Below are 13,154 nucleotides of genomic sequence, written 5' to 3' on the forward strand. Positions count from 1 at the left end.
ATTAGATTCCTCTTTGAATCTGGCTATTGTAAAAATAGTCATTTGAACCTGAACTTAGAATTATTTTCTAATTGTCTATCTTTGTTTTTATCATTTAAACACATTCCCACTAGAATTTTTTCAGAAAAGCATTCAAGCATGATCAAAAACAGATTTACTTTTACACCTCGCCGTCCTATATTATATCAATTTCTATTGCTTATTTTTGTTTTACAATCTTTCAACAGTCAAGCCCAATACAACATGATTACACCGCCCAATTTACAAAAAGGAGATACCGTAGCAATTTTGGCAACAGCCAGAAAAAATACAGATGACAACTTGAAACCCGCTATTGCTTTATTGAAAAGTTGGGGTTTAGAAGTAGTCATTGGCAGCACAATAGGTTTAGACAACAATCAATTAGCTGGAACCGACGAACAACGTGCTGCCGACTTTCAGCAGCAATTGGACAATCCAAACATCAAAGCCATCTGGTGTGTAAAAGGTGGATACGGAACTGTACGGATGATTGATTTATTGGATTTTACTGCGTTCAAAAAAAATCCGAAATGGATTGTTGGTTTCAGTGATGTAACCGTTTTACACAATCATTTGAATACCATGGGTTACAAATCCATTCACGGAATCATGCCCATCACCGCTCCAAGAGCAACTCCCCAAGCCATAGAAACACTCCGAATTGCTTTATTTGGCGAAAAACTTTCCTACGAAATAGATCCTTTCCTGATGAACAGACCCGGAAAAGCTACCGGAGAATTAGTGGGTGGAAATTTATCTATTCTGTATAGTTTATTTGGTTCTCCATCAGCAATTGATTGCTCTGATAAAATCTTGTTTATAGAAGATTTAGATGAATATTTGTATCATATTGACCGCATGTTGATGAATTTAAAGCGCAACGGATGTCTAGAAAGCATCAAAGGCATTGTTGTGGGTAGCATGACAAAAATGAAGGATAATGATATTCCTTGGGGAAAAAATGCCATCGAAATTATTCAAGATGTTACAAAAAAGTATTCTATTCCTATTATGTACAATTTCCCTGCAGGTCATATTCAAGACAATAGAGCTTTGATTTTAGGAAATAATGTGACTATAAATGTCAATGAAAAATGTAGTACGCTGGTTTTTGAATAAAGGCAATTCAATTTTTGATTGCAAAAGTTTTAAACCTTAAACTTTAAACAAAATTTTTGAATGGCGGAACACAACGAACTCGGAAAACTTGGAGAAGAAATGGCAGTTGAATTTCTACGGAAAGACGGCTACACTATTTTGCAAACCAACTGGACCTTCCAAAAAGCCGAAATAGACATTATAGCGCGAAAAGAAAACACACTTGCTATAGTTGAAGTCAAAACCCGTTCTTCATTGGAGTTTGGCTTACCTCAGGATTTTGTAAAACCAAAAAAAATCCAGCTTCTTGTAAAGGCCGTTGATGCGTTTGTCAACGAAAGAGATTTAGATATTGAAGTCCGTTTTGATATAATTGCCATCCATAAAGAAGGTAAATCTTTTGTAATTGAGCATCTTATCGATGCTTTTTATCACTTTTAGTTGTTTTTTCTTGTTGTTATATTTGTAACAAAATGTTTTTTATTTATATTTGCACATTGTTTATACACTAACTACGCGTAAAATAACAACCACTAAAAATTAAATCATGAAAACTGTTTCTTCCATTGTTGAAAATTACATCAAAACAAAGCCTTTTCTGCTGAATGCATTATCATTAGGCATCATTAATTTGACCTCATTATCCCGAAACATAATGACCGAATTAGAAAGTGAATTTGGTAAGGAGGTAAAACAAGGTGCGGTTGTTATGGCTTTAAAAAGACTAACAGAAGAACTGGATTTCAGGCTGAATCATAAGATTAACAAAGTCATCAAAAACATCGGGGAAATCACTGTTCGTTCGGCTTTGACGGATTATACTTTTGCTGCATCCGACACCGTTTTGAATAAACAAGCGGATTTAATTACAGATATCAATACCTTACCAGATATTTTTTACACTTCATCCAGAGGGGTAAATGAAACTAATATTGTAGTTAGCAACAGTATCAATCACTTAGTGGACAAGCATTTTGCCACTGAAAAATTGATTCAAAAACTAGATAATCTTGCTTCGATTACGGTAAAATTACCTAAAGAAAATATTGTCGTTCCTGGGATTTACTATTTCATTTTTCAACGTCTTGCTTGGGAAGGAATAATTATCAATGAAGTAATTTCGACTTCAAACGAGTTTACTATTTTAGTGAGCGAAGAACAAGTGGATGTAGCGTTTAAAGTGATTAAGGATTTGAAGAATTAGATTAGTTTTCTAATATTTCGGTTTTTGTTTAGTTCCTCTAAAATTAATTATTTCAATACTAGATTTTTTATAATTTACTTGATAGACCAAGTAGTTATTTTTATCTACTATAGCTTTATGAAGATTTTTAAAGGTTTCAGATTTTGGATATAAGTCAGGAAAAAGACTAATCTGATTAGTAACTTGGTTGATGTTTTCTTCCAATTGCAAAATTTCTCTAAAAGTCCATTCTGCTTCTAAATATTCTATAACATTTGCCAAACCGTTATCGGCTTGTGGAGTCCATTTGATCTTTAATGCCATTTGGCAAATTTATTCATTACAGTTTCGTGACTTATAAATTCGTCGTTTTCTGCCTGTTTTAAACCGATTTCAATTTGCTGTTTTTCTTCTAAATTCAAATCAGTGAACCAATCTTTTTTACTGGTTTTTAAAATAATTTCAAGTTTTTCCAATAAACTTTCGTCGATATCGGTCAACTCTTGAATAAAATTATATTTTCTGGCGGCTAAATTCATAACTTAAAATTTTAGTGTAACAAAGTTATCTTTTTAGATTGTGTTAAAAAAACAAATCTCGAAATTTAACTAACTATTTCATTTTCAAATATTAAAAGGAAGTTAATGTATTATCTAATTGATTGAGAAAGTGAGAACTTTATGTTTGTTTCTTTGATTTAGAAAACTTTAAATATTTCCACTCAATTCCTCAAACCCTTGATGAAATTGAAGATTTAATTATTGAGTAAATTAGAAAGCTTCCAGCCTTTTGAAGGCTGGAAGCTTTAGTGATGTCTTATTCCCCTCCCAACAACTCCATAAACTCTAGCGCTGTTCTGGTATTTTTTACATTATCAAAAGTCAACAAAAGACGCAAACCAGCCGGCGTTTGTTTTTCTTTCATTTTACAAATTGAACTGTTTTTTTGTACAAATTGCAACACTTGATTAAAACGTTTGGATTGGTAATAATCTGATTGTTGATCCGAAATGAAATACCCAATCATTTTGCCTTGTTTCATCACTAATTTTTCGATTCCAATTCGGGTTGCAATCCATTTGATTCGGATACTATTCATTAACGCTTTGGCACGAGGTGGCATTGGACCAAAACGGTCAATTAATTTGTTCTGGAATACGATTAATTCTTCCTCGTTTTTTACAGCACCTAATTCATTATACAAACTCAATCGCTCCGATACATTATTGATATATTCATCCGAAAACAACAGCTCAAAATCGGTGTCAATTTGCAAATCTTTGACGTATTCTTTGGTTTCCAAATTGCTTTCTTCAGGATATAAATCTTTGAATTCATTTTCTTTCAATTCATCGATGGCTTCATTCATGATTTTTTGATAGGTATCAAAACCTATTTCGTTGATGAAACCACTTTGCTCGCCTCCCAATAAATCTCCGGCACCACGAATCTCTAAATCCTTCATCGCAATATTAAATCCGCTTCCCAATTCGCTGAATTGTTCCAAAGCTTGAATTCGTTTTCTAGCGTCATCAGTCATCGCAGAATAGGGCGGACAAATAAAATAACAAAATGCTTTCTTGTTGCTACGTCCTACTCGACCCCGCATTTGATGCAAATCAGACAATCCAAAATTATTGGCATTATTGATAAAAATCGTATTCGCATTGGGAACGTCTAATCCACTTTCGATAATGGTGGTTGCTACCAGAACATCAAATTCTCCGTTCATGAAAGCCAACATTAATTCTTCCAGTTTTTTTCCTTCCATTTGGCCGTGACCAATTCCAACTCTAGCGTTAGGAACCAAACGCTGAATCATTCCAGCCACTTCTTTAATATTTTCGATTCGGTTATTGATGAAAAAAACTTGTCCGTTGCGCTGAATTTCATACGAAATCGCATCCCGTATCAATTCTTCGCTAAAGCCAACGACATTCGTTTCAATAGGATAACGATTGGGCGGAGGCGTTGTAATTACTGATAAATCGCGCGCTGCCATCAACGAAAACTGCAATGTTCTTGGGATTGGGGTTGCTGTTAATGTCAAGGTGTCCACATTAGCCGCAATAGTTTTGAGTTTGTCTTTTACGTTTACACCAAATTTTTGTTCCTCATCCACAATCAACAATCCAAGATCTTTGAAAACCACATTTTTATTAACTAATTGATGGGTTCCAATTAAGATATCGAGTTTTCCTTCGGCCAACAATTTCAAGGTCTCTGCTTTTTGCTTGGCCGTTCTAAAACGATTTAAATACCCAACAGAAACCGGCATATCCTTTAATCTTTCGGTAAAAGTTCGGTAATGTTGATACGCTAAAATGGTCGTCGGAACCAAAATTGCCACTTGTTTACTATTGTCTACCGCTTTGAAAGCCGCACGAATAGCGACTTCGGTTTTACCAAAACCTACGTCACCACAAACTAAGCGATCCATTGGACGATCACTTTCCATATCGGCTTTGACCTCTGCCGTTGATTTGGTTTGGTCCGGCGTATCTTCATAAATGAACGAACTTTCTAGTTCATTTTGCAAATAACTGTCGGGCGCAAATTGGAATCCTTTTTCGAGTCTTCTTTTAGCATACAACTGAATCAAATTGAATGCAATATGCTTAACGCGTGCCTTGGTTTTTTGTTTTAAAATCTTCCAGGCATTCGAACCCAATTTATAAATTTTAGGTGGTGTTCCGTCTTTTCCGTTGTATTTCGAAATTTTATGCAGCGAATGGATGCTTACATACACAATATCATTATCAGCATAAACCAGCTTGATGGCTTCTTGTGTTTTGCCTTCAACCTGTATTTTTTGCAGTCCTCCAAAACGTCCAATTCCGTGGTCAATATGCGTCACATAATCACCAACAGCTAAAGTTGTTAGTTCTTTTAACGTGATATTCTGCTTTTTAGAATAGCCGTTTTTAATGTTGAATTTATGATAGCGTTCAAAAATCTGGTGGTCCGTATAGCAGGTAATTTGGTTTTCCTCGTCGATAAATCCTTGGTACAAAGGCAAAACAACAGTGTGGTACTGCTTACGAATATTCTCCGAATTGGCTTCGTCCAAGGTTTCAAAAATATCATGAAATCGTTTGGCTTGCGCATCATTAGAACAAAACATATGATTTTTGTATCCATTGAAATGATTCTCGCTCAAATTATTCAACAATAAATCAAATTGTTTGTTGAACGACGGTTGTGGCTGAATGTAGTATTCGAATTTTTTGGTTGTTCTAAAAATTGCTTTCGAACTCAACTCGACAATCGAGAAATTCAAGGCTCTTTTTATAAATTCCGCTTGGTTTAAAAACAATTGTTCAGGCGTTGAACGTTTAATTTCTTGAGATAATTTTGCGAAAGCTTCTTCGGCTTTGCCAAATTGTTTGTCCAGTTGTAATAGAAAATCTTCCGTATTTTGAATTACAATTACGGTTTTCTCCGAAATATAATCTAAGAAGCTTTCTCGATTTTCCTGAAAAACTTTGTTTTCCACATTTGGGATGATCGTGATTTTCTTCTGTTGTAAAATTGACAATTGAGTCGCAACATCAAAACTTCGAATACTTTCCACTTCATCGCCAAAAAATTCGATTCGGTACGGATTGTCATTCGAAAACGAAAACACATCGACAATTCCTCCACGAACCGAAAATTCTCCCGGTTCTGTAATAAAATCGACTCTTTTGAATTCGTATTCAAACAAAACTTCGTTAATAAAATCAATCGAAATCTTATCGCCAACGGTGACTTTAAGTGTATTTTTATCCAATTCTTTTCGGGTGACTACTTTTTCGAATAAGGCTTCGGGATACGTAACAATAACGGCCGGCTTTTTGCGGGAATTGATTCTGTTTAGCACCTCAGCACGAAGCAACAAATTGGCATTATCGGTTTCTTCTATTTGGTACGGACGGCGAAAGGAACCCGGGTAAAAAAGTACATCTTGCTCACCAATCATTTGTTCTAGATCATTCAAATAATAGGCTGCTTCTTCTTTATTATTTACAACGATTAAAAAAGGGAGCTCTGATTTTTTAAAAAGTGACCGCATTACAAATGAAACTGCAGAACCTAGTAGTCCTGAAAGGTGCATCTTAACGTGGTTATTCTCTAATAGACAGGCAACAATTTGCTTGGTTTTTGGCGAATTATCGTAGGTAGTGTATAAGGCTGTTTTACTCAACGCGTGGAATATTTGGATCTATGATTGGTGTATTAGGAATGGCTCTTGTGGTATCCATCATTTTCAATAAGTCAGATTCTCCTTCTTCGACTGGAATGTTACTTTTGTCAACAATTTTGTCCATTTGTCTTTGTAAGGAAACGAGTTCCAAATTAATTTCAGCAACTAACTGCGTCACTTTTTTATCTGGAATAGTATCTAGATTAAGGAATAAATCCAGCATTTGCACTTTAGTAATTAAGGTCGAAATCCTGCTTTTTATCTGTGGTTTACTGAATTCAAAAGGAATATTGTCATTTAAAGCCATTGCTTTTTTGGTAAGCGACTTTGATTTTTGCTGAAAAGCGCCAATCGTTTTTTTGGGTTTTTGTGCTAATTCTGCTAAAAAAATTCGCCACTCACTCCAAGTTGCTATACTGTTTTCAGAAGCTTCTGTTACCGGAGTGTCGTAAAAAACCCATCCTTTCTGTACATTGGTAAATATGATTTCTCTTCTTTGGATCTCTTTTTCATTCTCCGCAATGCGTTTTTGATTGTCATCTTTACAAGATAACAAAAGGAAAATCAGCGAAAAGAACACGGCTAAATTGTATTTCATTTTTAATTTCATTAAAGCACAAAGTTACAAAGTAAATTTACAATAACGAATTCCAGAAATAGGATTGCTTTACACTTTTTTGCCTCCTTAAAAAGTGTTTTATTTCAGGTTAAACAGCCTACAAATAAAGGTATCAAAAAAGGTAATGTCTCACAAAATAAAATTGAAATCACTCTAGAGCACTTTTAGAATTTTTAGTACGCTATTTTGATAAAATTAATCGTTGAGTGCAAATCACATTTTTGACTACTAAATTTACAGCCCAGCAGCATTTTTTATATTTAAAAAAAAGGACAATTAATAAATCATCTAAAGTATTACTATCATTTTAAGATATTTATCATCATTTATATCAAAATTATGATATTTGCGAAAACGTTATCTTTGTTTTTCAAAACAGATAAAAATGAGTACTAAAATATTGATTATAGGCGCTTGTGGCCAAATAGGAACGGAGCTTACGCAAAAGTTACGCTCCATTTACGGAACCGAAAATGTAATTGCTTCCGATATCAGAAAATTGAATATCGATGTCGTTAATTCCGGACCATTTGAAGTGGTGAATGCGTTGGATTTTAATCAAATTGAACATTTAGTAGAATTGCATCAAATTGACGAAGTGTATTTAATGGCAGCTTTATTATCGGCGACAGCCGAGAAAAACCCTGCTTTTGCTTGGGATTTAAATATGAATTCGTTGTTTCACGTTTTGAATTTGGCGAAAGCCGGAAAAATAAAAAAAATATTCTGGCCTTCGAGTATTGCCGTTTTTGGACCTACCACTCCGAAAGAAAATACGCCTCAATACACGATCATGGAGCCTTCAACGGTTTACGGAATCAGCAAACAAGCGGGCGAAAGATGGTGTGAATACTACCATAATATCTTTGGAGTAGATGTAAGAAGCATCCGTTATCCGGGTTTAATCAGCTGGTCATCGCCTCCTGGTGGTGGCACTACAGATTATGCGGTAGATATTTTTCACAAAGCACTTTCGGATAAAACATACGAATGTTTCCTATCCTCAGAAACTAAAATGCCGATGATGTATATGGATGATGCGATTGCTGCGACTATAAAAATCATGCAAGCTCCCGTTGAAGAAATCAAAATTCGATCTTCGTACAATCTAGCCGCGATGAGTTTTACACCAACAGAAATTGCTGCCGAAATCAAGAAACACATTCCAGAATTTACAGTTACTTACAAACCGGACTTCCGTCAAAAAATAGCCGACAGCTGGCCAGCAAGTATTGATGATGCTAGCGCTCGTGAAGACTGGAACTGGAAACATGAGTTTGATTTAGAAAGTATGACGAATGATATGCTGGAGCATTTGAAGTAAATATATTGAGCATAAAAAATGCCGCAAAATTTAGGTTTTGCGGCATTTTTTTGTTTGTAAAACTTGTCAGCCTATTTTAGGACTACTTAGGAGGTTGTATGAAAGTCTACTTTTAATTTGTTTTTATTGTTTCGTTAACCTCATCCCATTTCTAGGCAACAATTGCTCAGCCAATATTAATCCTGGGCAACTGTCCTCTGTTAATACGATTTTATTTGGCTCAAAAGTTAAAGACATCTCAGTATTGACTGTGTTTCTCATACGGATATACACCGTCCCTTGTTGTCCGCAGCCAGAATTATTTCCAAAATAATTTAATACATAATAAGTAGCCCCTTTACTAAAATAATCACCTTGTATAACATTTGGGCTTGTATCTGGCAAACTCCGCGTGTCTTCTATTACTGTCCCATTAGAGGTAGTGATTAAATAACGAATCAATAATTCATCTACTGAAATACCTAAAAAGTCGTCTTTAAATTTTGTTATTATGAAAGTATAGTTTTTACCTTCAAAGGTACCTTTCCAGGTCCCCATGTATTGTGGAAGTAGGTTATTTATATCTTTTAAATAAATGCCATCTGGAATTCCTCCGGATACTTTATATTCAATTGTTTTCTCTAGGGGAACAATTTGTTGCGCTTTACAGGACATTGCAATTATTAACAGACATCCTAACAGTACTAATTTTCTCATGATTATATTTTTATTTAAATTTTAATTACAATTTATTGCCACTATTTTTCCGTTACTGTCCAATGCTATTTTGGAATTTCCCGAATCTTCAACTTTATACAGTTCGATGCCGTCTATGCCTATTTTGTCTTTTAAGAATTTTAAAAAACCTTCTTCACCATTTTTTCTTAAATATTTCACATAAATATTATCTAAGCTCCTCCCCCAATTGATAGTGCTGTTTTTCGCATTAATATCGGCTACGTTACCGGTAAAAGCAAGTTGGTAGATTCCCGCACTAGATACCATCATTCCATAGGCATCACTAATAGGAGTGCCATAATTTTGTGCATTAACTACTAAAATTAAAAACTGCTGCACATCCGCAGGAGAAAACATTTTAATAGGTGTCACATCAATTGTATCTCCGTCTGAATTTGTTTTTTGATATGGATCTAAATGGGTATGCATATAACCTACTCTATTGGGGTCTCTTGGCATAGCTATTGCATCTGGACCATTTGCCGTCAAAGTAGTAAATGTTCCATCTTTGTTTTGGGCGTATCCATTTTCTTTTATTTGTCCAGTTTGGCTTTTTAAGATGTCCAGTTTGGCTTTATAGGCAGGATTAGCCATTTGTTTTTTTATTTGATCACAAGGGTCTGCAACTTCCTCTTCTTCACCACCGCCACCGCCACCGCCACCAAAACCCCAATTATGAAGAGAACCATTGCTGGATTCTATTTCGTTAGAATACACGTACAAGTAAGCCACGGTTAGGCTTTGAACGGGTTTTCTTGCAGGAATTATTACTTCTTGCAGCTCTATTGGCTCCGTAGCGTATGCTGTTGTGGATTTGCTTTCTATTTTATTTGTTGTATAGGCAGATGACTTTTTTATGAATTTTGAGATAAGGTATCCATTTTTCATTCTAAATCCCTTAAAAAAGTCACCGCTCATGCTAGTGATTAGTACTCGACCTGAAAACTCTTTTGTACTTTGGGCAACATCAGGATACATTGAAAAAACTGCACTTTTTAATGTGTCGTTTACTGTAAGCAAAAGTACTCTACTGTTTTGTTTTTTGTCACTATCTGGTAAAGAAATTACAGTTAACAGCTGATCGCTATTTGTTATTTTTTCTAGCGTTATCGCATCATAATTAGACAAAGTAGTCGTTTTGGATGTTTTGTTACCGCTACCTTTTAGCGGATTTTGTTGTAAAAACTGAATCGCCTGTTCTCTTGATACGGTTTGAATATTTGAATCTTTTTGTATTAATGCATCTTCGGTGCTACAAGAATGCATAAAAGAAAGAGTACAACTCATAAAAAGCAATATAATTTTGCGTCTTAAGTCACTCGTTTGTTTGTTTGTTTGTTTTCATATCTTTTTGGTTAATTAGTATTTCATAAAAATAAGCAAAGTTTTACAACTTACAATAACTACTTTTAGTGATATTTTAAAAGAATGATTAAAAAAATAGCCGATAGTTGGCCAGCAAGTATCAATGATGCTGAAGCCAGAGAAGATTGGGGATGGAAACATAAATTTGATTTGGAAACGATGACGGTGGATATGCTGGAGCATTTGAAGTAAACCTATTCAAAATATGAAATGCCGCAAAAGATGATTTTGCGGCATTTTTGTTTGAATGCTACTTTATATCGTTAAGTAATTCAATAGTTTTTATAATATATTATTATTTCACTCTTTACCACAGGGAATGAAATACCAATTTTAAGTAGTTATTTACTCCTTGAGCCTGCTATTTGCTTTTATTCTAATTACGATAAGATTACCATATTTTTCAATATCACTTTTTGTCCAATCTATCTCCCTTCCTTTTGGTCTTTTTTCGTAGTGCCAATCAATAGGTTCTTTTACGTAAACATATAGGGAAACTCTATCCTCGTAACTTCCTTCATTTTTCTTTTGTTAATCAAATGTTCTAAATTTAAATGAAAAAAACTGAAGACCCACTTCATTACTTACTCCAGCAGTTTTTATTTCCGGTCTTATTTCTTTTAGTAATTCCTTTAAGGGTTTATTTATAAATGCTGCTCATTCATCTTTAATTTATCAACGTCTGCCGTTGTTAATACCATTTGCTGTACTTTACAGCTATACTTCATAAAGAGAAATAATATTACAATAATTTTGAACGTATTTTTATGGTTTTCAGTTATCTTTTCGTTCAATTATTTTAATCCTCACCACAATAAGATCACCATATTTTACGGCATTTTCTTTAGTCCATCCTAAACCAATCGATTTCGGTCTATTTTCCCATTTCCAATCAATTGGATCTTTTACGTATACGTATAAAGATACTTGATCTTCCCTACTTGCATCACTATTATGCATTTTTTGTTGTTTATGAGTTATAAATTTAAATCTAAAAAAGAATGGATTGTCATTATTTGCATAACCTGATTTTATCTTAGGTTTTATTTCTTTGAGAAGACTTTTAAGAGGTTTATTAAGAAACTTTTGTTCATTCGTTTTCAATAAATAAACATCTTCGGTAGATTCAACCATTTGTTGTGCTTTGCAGGCAAAGTTCATTAAAAGAAATACTACAAAAAAATTGAATATATTGTCCATTTATTAAATCTTAATCTTTTCCTATTACTTTAATTCGAATAACGGTAAGATTACCATATTTCTCAATATCTTCCTTGGTCCATAAATACTCCTTACCTTTAACTCTTTTATTAGAATCCCAATCTAAATTTTCCTTGACATAAACATACAGCCCCACAGAATTATCTTTGATAGACTTACGTTTAATTTCATCTTGATCTATAAATTTAAAAGAAAAGAATTGATTTCCTCCTTCATTATTTCCCCAAGCAGTTTTTATTTGCGGTTTTATTTCTTTAAGAAGTACTTTTAAAGGCTTATTAATAAACTGTTGATTATTTATTTTTAATTTATGAGCATCGTTAGGAGTTTGTATCATTTGTTGTGCTCTGCAGCTATAATTCAATAGAAGAAATAATATTGCGATAATTTTAAGTGTATTTTTCATTTTTTTTCTTTTAATATTAATTACAAGGTTTTGTTGCGTACGATTTGGTTCCGTCATAATTTGTGGTCTCTTCAGGCTTTATAGGATCGAATTCACCAATGCTATTCTGTTTCAAAAGCGTTATACCAGCGTTATATTGATTTAAAAGGAATGCAATTGCTTCTGTCCTACCATCAATACTTGAACCCATTGAAGTCACAAGAGCTTGTAACTGATTGAATAAGATGTCAGGGAATTCAGGATTAAAACCTGGTAATTGATCTGCTGGATAAGTAGCTTCGAACGCCTGAGCCAACGCCAAGTCTGAAATCACAATCGCATAAACTTGTCCATTTGTCATAATGTAAGAAGTAGTGAAATCACTATTCATAGTATTTAATTTTATACTAGAATAAATATCTCCCGCAGATAGTTGAGTATTATTGGGATGATTATGTATCGATGCAAATGCTCCTGTCCACGAAGTGTTAACTGCAACTGCGTTTTGCCCGCCAGTTCGAATAGGTGATTGAGTTATATTACCACTCGCATCTCTTCCTAGGGTAATACTATGTTCCAATCCATTTGAACTTGCTATTTCTATGCTAGTTTTAGCGGATAAAAAAATGCTGCTCTGAGCATCACTAGAAATATTTTTTGCAACTAAACAAGGATCCTCCTTTTCTTTCACAGGTTCAGCACTTCCACCGCTACCACCGCCACCGCCACCAAAACCCCAATTATGAAGAGAACCATTGCTGGATTCTATTTCGTTAGAATACACGTACAAGTAAGCCACGGTTAGGCTTTGAACGGGTTTTCTTGCAGGAATTATTACTTCTTGCAGCTCTATTGGCTCCGTAGCGTATGCTGTTGTGGATTTGCTTTCTATTTTATTTGTTGTATAGGCAGATGACTTTTTTATGAATTTTGAGATAAGGTGTTTTGACCCCTATAAAACAAGAGTATTATTCTAAATTTCGATTTTTAATTACGCTGTTAATTTTTTCATCATTATTAAGTGTTTATCAGAGTT

At 34.2% G+C, this 13,154-nt stretch carries 13 protein-coding genes and 1 pseudogene; 5 read left to right on the forward strand and 9 right to left on the reverse strand.

Annotated features, from left to right (window positions below; translation table 11 throughout):
* Positions 1–243 precede the first annotated feature (243 nt).
* The 3 genes from IWX83_RS03870 (at position 244) to IWX83_RS03880 (ending at position 2,323) form a co-directional block, all read left to right on the forward strand.
* A complete protein-coding gene (locus tag IWX83_RS03870) occupies positions 244–1,140 on the forward strand; it encodes an LD-carboxypeptidase (protein ID WP_196827804.1) in 897 nt (298 codons plus the stop codon).
* 60 nt (positions 1,141–1,200) lie between these two features.
* A complete protein-coding gene (locus IWX83_RS03875) occupies positions 1,201–1,560 on the forward strand; it encodes a YraN family protein (RefSeq protein ID WP_196827779.1) in 360 nt (119 codons plus the stop codon).
* Between the two features lie 106 nt (positions 1,561–1,666).
* On the forward strand, positions 1,667–2,323 hold the full coding sequence (locus tag IWX83_RS03880; RefSeq protein WP_073354429.1) for an aspartate kinase: 657 nt from the start codon (positions 1,667–1,669) through the stop codon (positions 2,321–2,323).
* A gap of 9 nt (positions 2,324–2,332) precedes the next feature.
* Here IWX83_RS03880 and IWX83_RS03885 read toward each other — a convergent pair whose 3' ends face one another.
* The 4 genes from IWX83_RS03885 to IWX83_RS03900 all read right to left on the reverse strand — a co-directional run bounded on the left by IWX83_RS03885 (position 2,333) and on the right by IWX83_RS03900 (position 7,085).
* Positions 2,333–2,626: a type II toxin-antitoxin system RelE/ParE family toxin gene (locus tag IWX83_RS03885; RefSeq protein WP_073354427.1), complete on the reverse strand. Its 294-nt coding sequence runs from the start codon at positions 2,624–2,626 to the stop codon at positions 2,333–2,335.
* A complete protein-coding gene (locus tag IWX83_RS03890) occupies positions 2,617–2,841 on the reverse strand; it encodes a hypothetical protein (RefSeq protein ID WP_073354425.1) in 225 nt (74 codons plus the stop codon). The genes IWX83_RS03885 and IWX83_RS03890 overlap by 10 nt, the downstream gene beginning before the upstream one ends.
* A gap of 277 nt (positions 2,842–3,118) precedes the next feature.
* Complete coding sequence (gene mfd, locus IWX83_RS03895; protein ID WP_196827781.1) at positions 3,119–6,487, reverse strand: transcription-repair coupling factor; 3,369 nt, start codon at positions 6,485–6,487, stop codon at positions 3,119–3,121.
* Positions 6,480–7,085 carry a hypothetical protein gene (locus IWX83_RS03900; RefSeq protein WP_196827783.1) on the reverse strand — a complete coding sequence of 202 codons (606 nt, stop codon included), beginning with the start codon at positions 7,083–7,085 and terminating at the stop codon, positions 6,480–6,482. Before IWX83_RS03900 ends, mfd begins: the two co-directional genes overlap by 8 nt.
* Before the next feature lie 406 nt (positions 7,086–7,491).
* Between IWX83_RS03900 and IWX83_RS03905 the strand changes: the two genes are divergently transcribed.
* Entirely contained in the window at positions 7,492–8,430 is a 939-nt protein-coding gene (locus IWX83_RS03905) for an L-threonine 3-dehydrogenase (RefSeq protein ID WP_196827785.1), read from the forward strand.
* 123 nt (positions 8,431–8,553) lie between these two features.
* Here IWX83_RS03905 and IWX83_RS03910 read toward each other — a convergent pair whose 3' ends face one another.
* Positions 8,554–9,126 carry a DUF6705 family protein gene (locus IWX83_RS03910; RefSeq protein WP_196827787.1) on the reverse strand — a complete coding sequence of 191 codons (573 nt, stop codon included), beginning with the start codon at positions 9,124–9,126 and terminating at the stop codon, positions 8,554–8,556.
* Between the two features lie 21 nt (positions 9,127–9,147).
* Positions 9,148–10,434 carry a hypothetical protein gene (locus tag IWX83_RS03915; protein WP_196827789.1) on the reverse strand — a complete coding sequence of 429 codons (1,287 nt, stop codon included), beginning with the start codon at positions 10,432–10,434 and terminating at the stop codon, positions 9,148–9,150.
* Between the two features lie 147 nt (positions 10,435–10,581).
* Between IWX83_RS03915 and IWX83_RS17135 the strand changes: the two are divergent.
* Positions 10,582–10,704: pseudogene (locus tag IWX83_RS17135) on the forward strand (NAD-dependent epimerase); the annotation flags it as partial.
* A gap of 582 nt (positions 10,705–11,286) precedes the next feature.
* Here IWX83_RS17135 and IWX83_RS03920 read toward each other — a convergent pair.
* Genes IWX83_RS03920 through IWX83_RS03930 form a run of 3 tightly spaced genes read right to left on the reverse strand, consistent with a single transcriptional unit; the run spans position 11,287 to position 12,917 of the window.
* The gene (locus IWX83_RS03920) at positions 11,287–11,712 is read right to left on the reverse strand and encodes a hypothetical protein (RefSeq protein WP_196827791.1); all 426 of its coding nucleotides are present in this window, start codon (positions 11,710–11,712) and stop codon (positions 11,287–11,289) included.
* 10 nt (positions 11,713–11,722) lie between these two features.
* Positions 11,723–12,139: a hypothetical protein gene (locus IWX83_RS03925; protein ID WP_196827793.1), complete on the reverse strand. Its 417-nt coding sequence runs from the start codon at positions 12,137–12,139 to the stop codon at positions 11,723–11,725.
* 16 nt (positions 12,140–12,155) lie between these two features.
* Positions 12,156–12,917 (reverse strand): hypothetical protein, encoded by a 762-nt coding sequence (locus IWX83_RS03930; protein WP_196827795.1) that lies wholly within the window; start codon positions 12,915–12,917, stop codon positions 12,156–12,158.
* Between the last annotated feature and the right edge of the window lie 237 nt (positions 12,918–13,154).

The organism is Flavobacterium sp. CG_9.1 (assembly GCF_015751645.1).
Lineage (GTDB): Bacteria > Bacteroidota > Bacteroidia > Flavobacteriales > Flavobacteriaceae > Flavobacterium > Flavobacterium xanthum.

Bases quoted from the DNA above. Each gene is read 5' to 3' on its own strand.
- IWX83_RS03875 (WP_196827779.1), top strand. From the start codon at position 1,201: ATGGCGGAACACAACGAACTCGGAAAACTTGGAGAAGAAATGGCAGTT.
- IWX83_RS03925 (WP_196827793.1), bottom strand. From the start codon at position 12,139: ATGAAAAATACACTTAAAATTATCGCAATATTATTTCTTCTATTGAAT.
- IWX83_RS03870 (WP_196827804.1), top strand. From the start codon at position 244: ATGATTACACCGCCCAATTTACAAAAAGGAGATACCGTAGCAATTTTG.
- IWX83_RS03920 (WP_196827791.1), bottom strand. From the start codon at position 11,712: ATGGACAATATATTCAATTTTTTTGTAGTATTTCTTTTAATGAACTTT.
- IWX83_RS03885 (WP_073354427.1), bottom strand. From the start codon at position 2,626: ATGGCATTAAAGATCAAATGGACTCCACAAGCCGATAACGGTTTGGCA.
- IWX83_RS03905 (WP_196827785.1), top strand. From the start codon at position 7,492: ATGAGTACTAAAATATTGATTATAGGCGCTTGTGGCCAAATAGGAACG.
- IWX83_RS03890 (WP_073354425.1), bottom strand. From the start codon at position 2,841: ATGAATTTAGCCGCCAGAAAATATAATTTTATTCAAGAGTTGACCGAT.
- IWX83_RS03915 (WP_196827789.1), bottom strand. From the start codon at position 10,434: ATGAGTTGTACTCTTTCTTTTATGCATTCTTGTAGCACCGAAGATGCA.
- IWX83_RS03910 (WP_196827787.1), bottom strand. From the start codon at position 9,126: ATGAGAAAATTAGTACTGTTAGGATGTCTGTTAATAATTGCAATGTCC.
- IWX83_RS03900 (WP_196827783.1), bottom strand. From the start codon at position 7,085: ATGAAATACAATTTAGCCGTGTTCTTTTCGCTGATTTTCCTTTTGTTA.
- IWX83_RS03880 (WP_073354429.1), top strand. From the start codon at position 1,667: ATGAAAACTGTTTCTTCCATTGTTGAAAATTACATCAAAACAAAGCCT.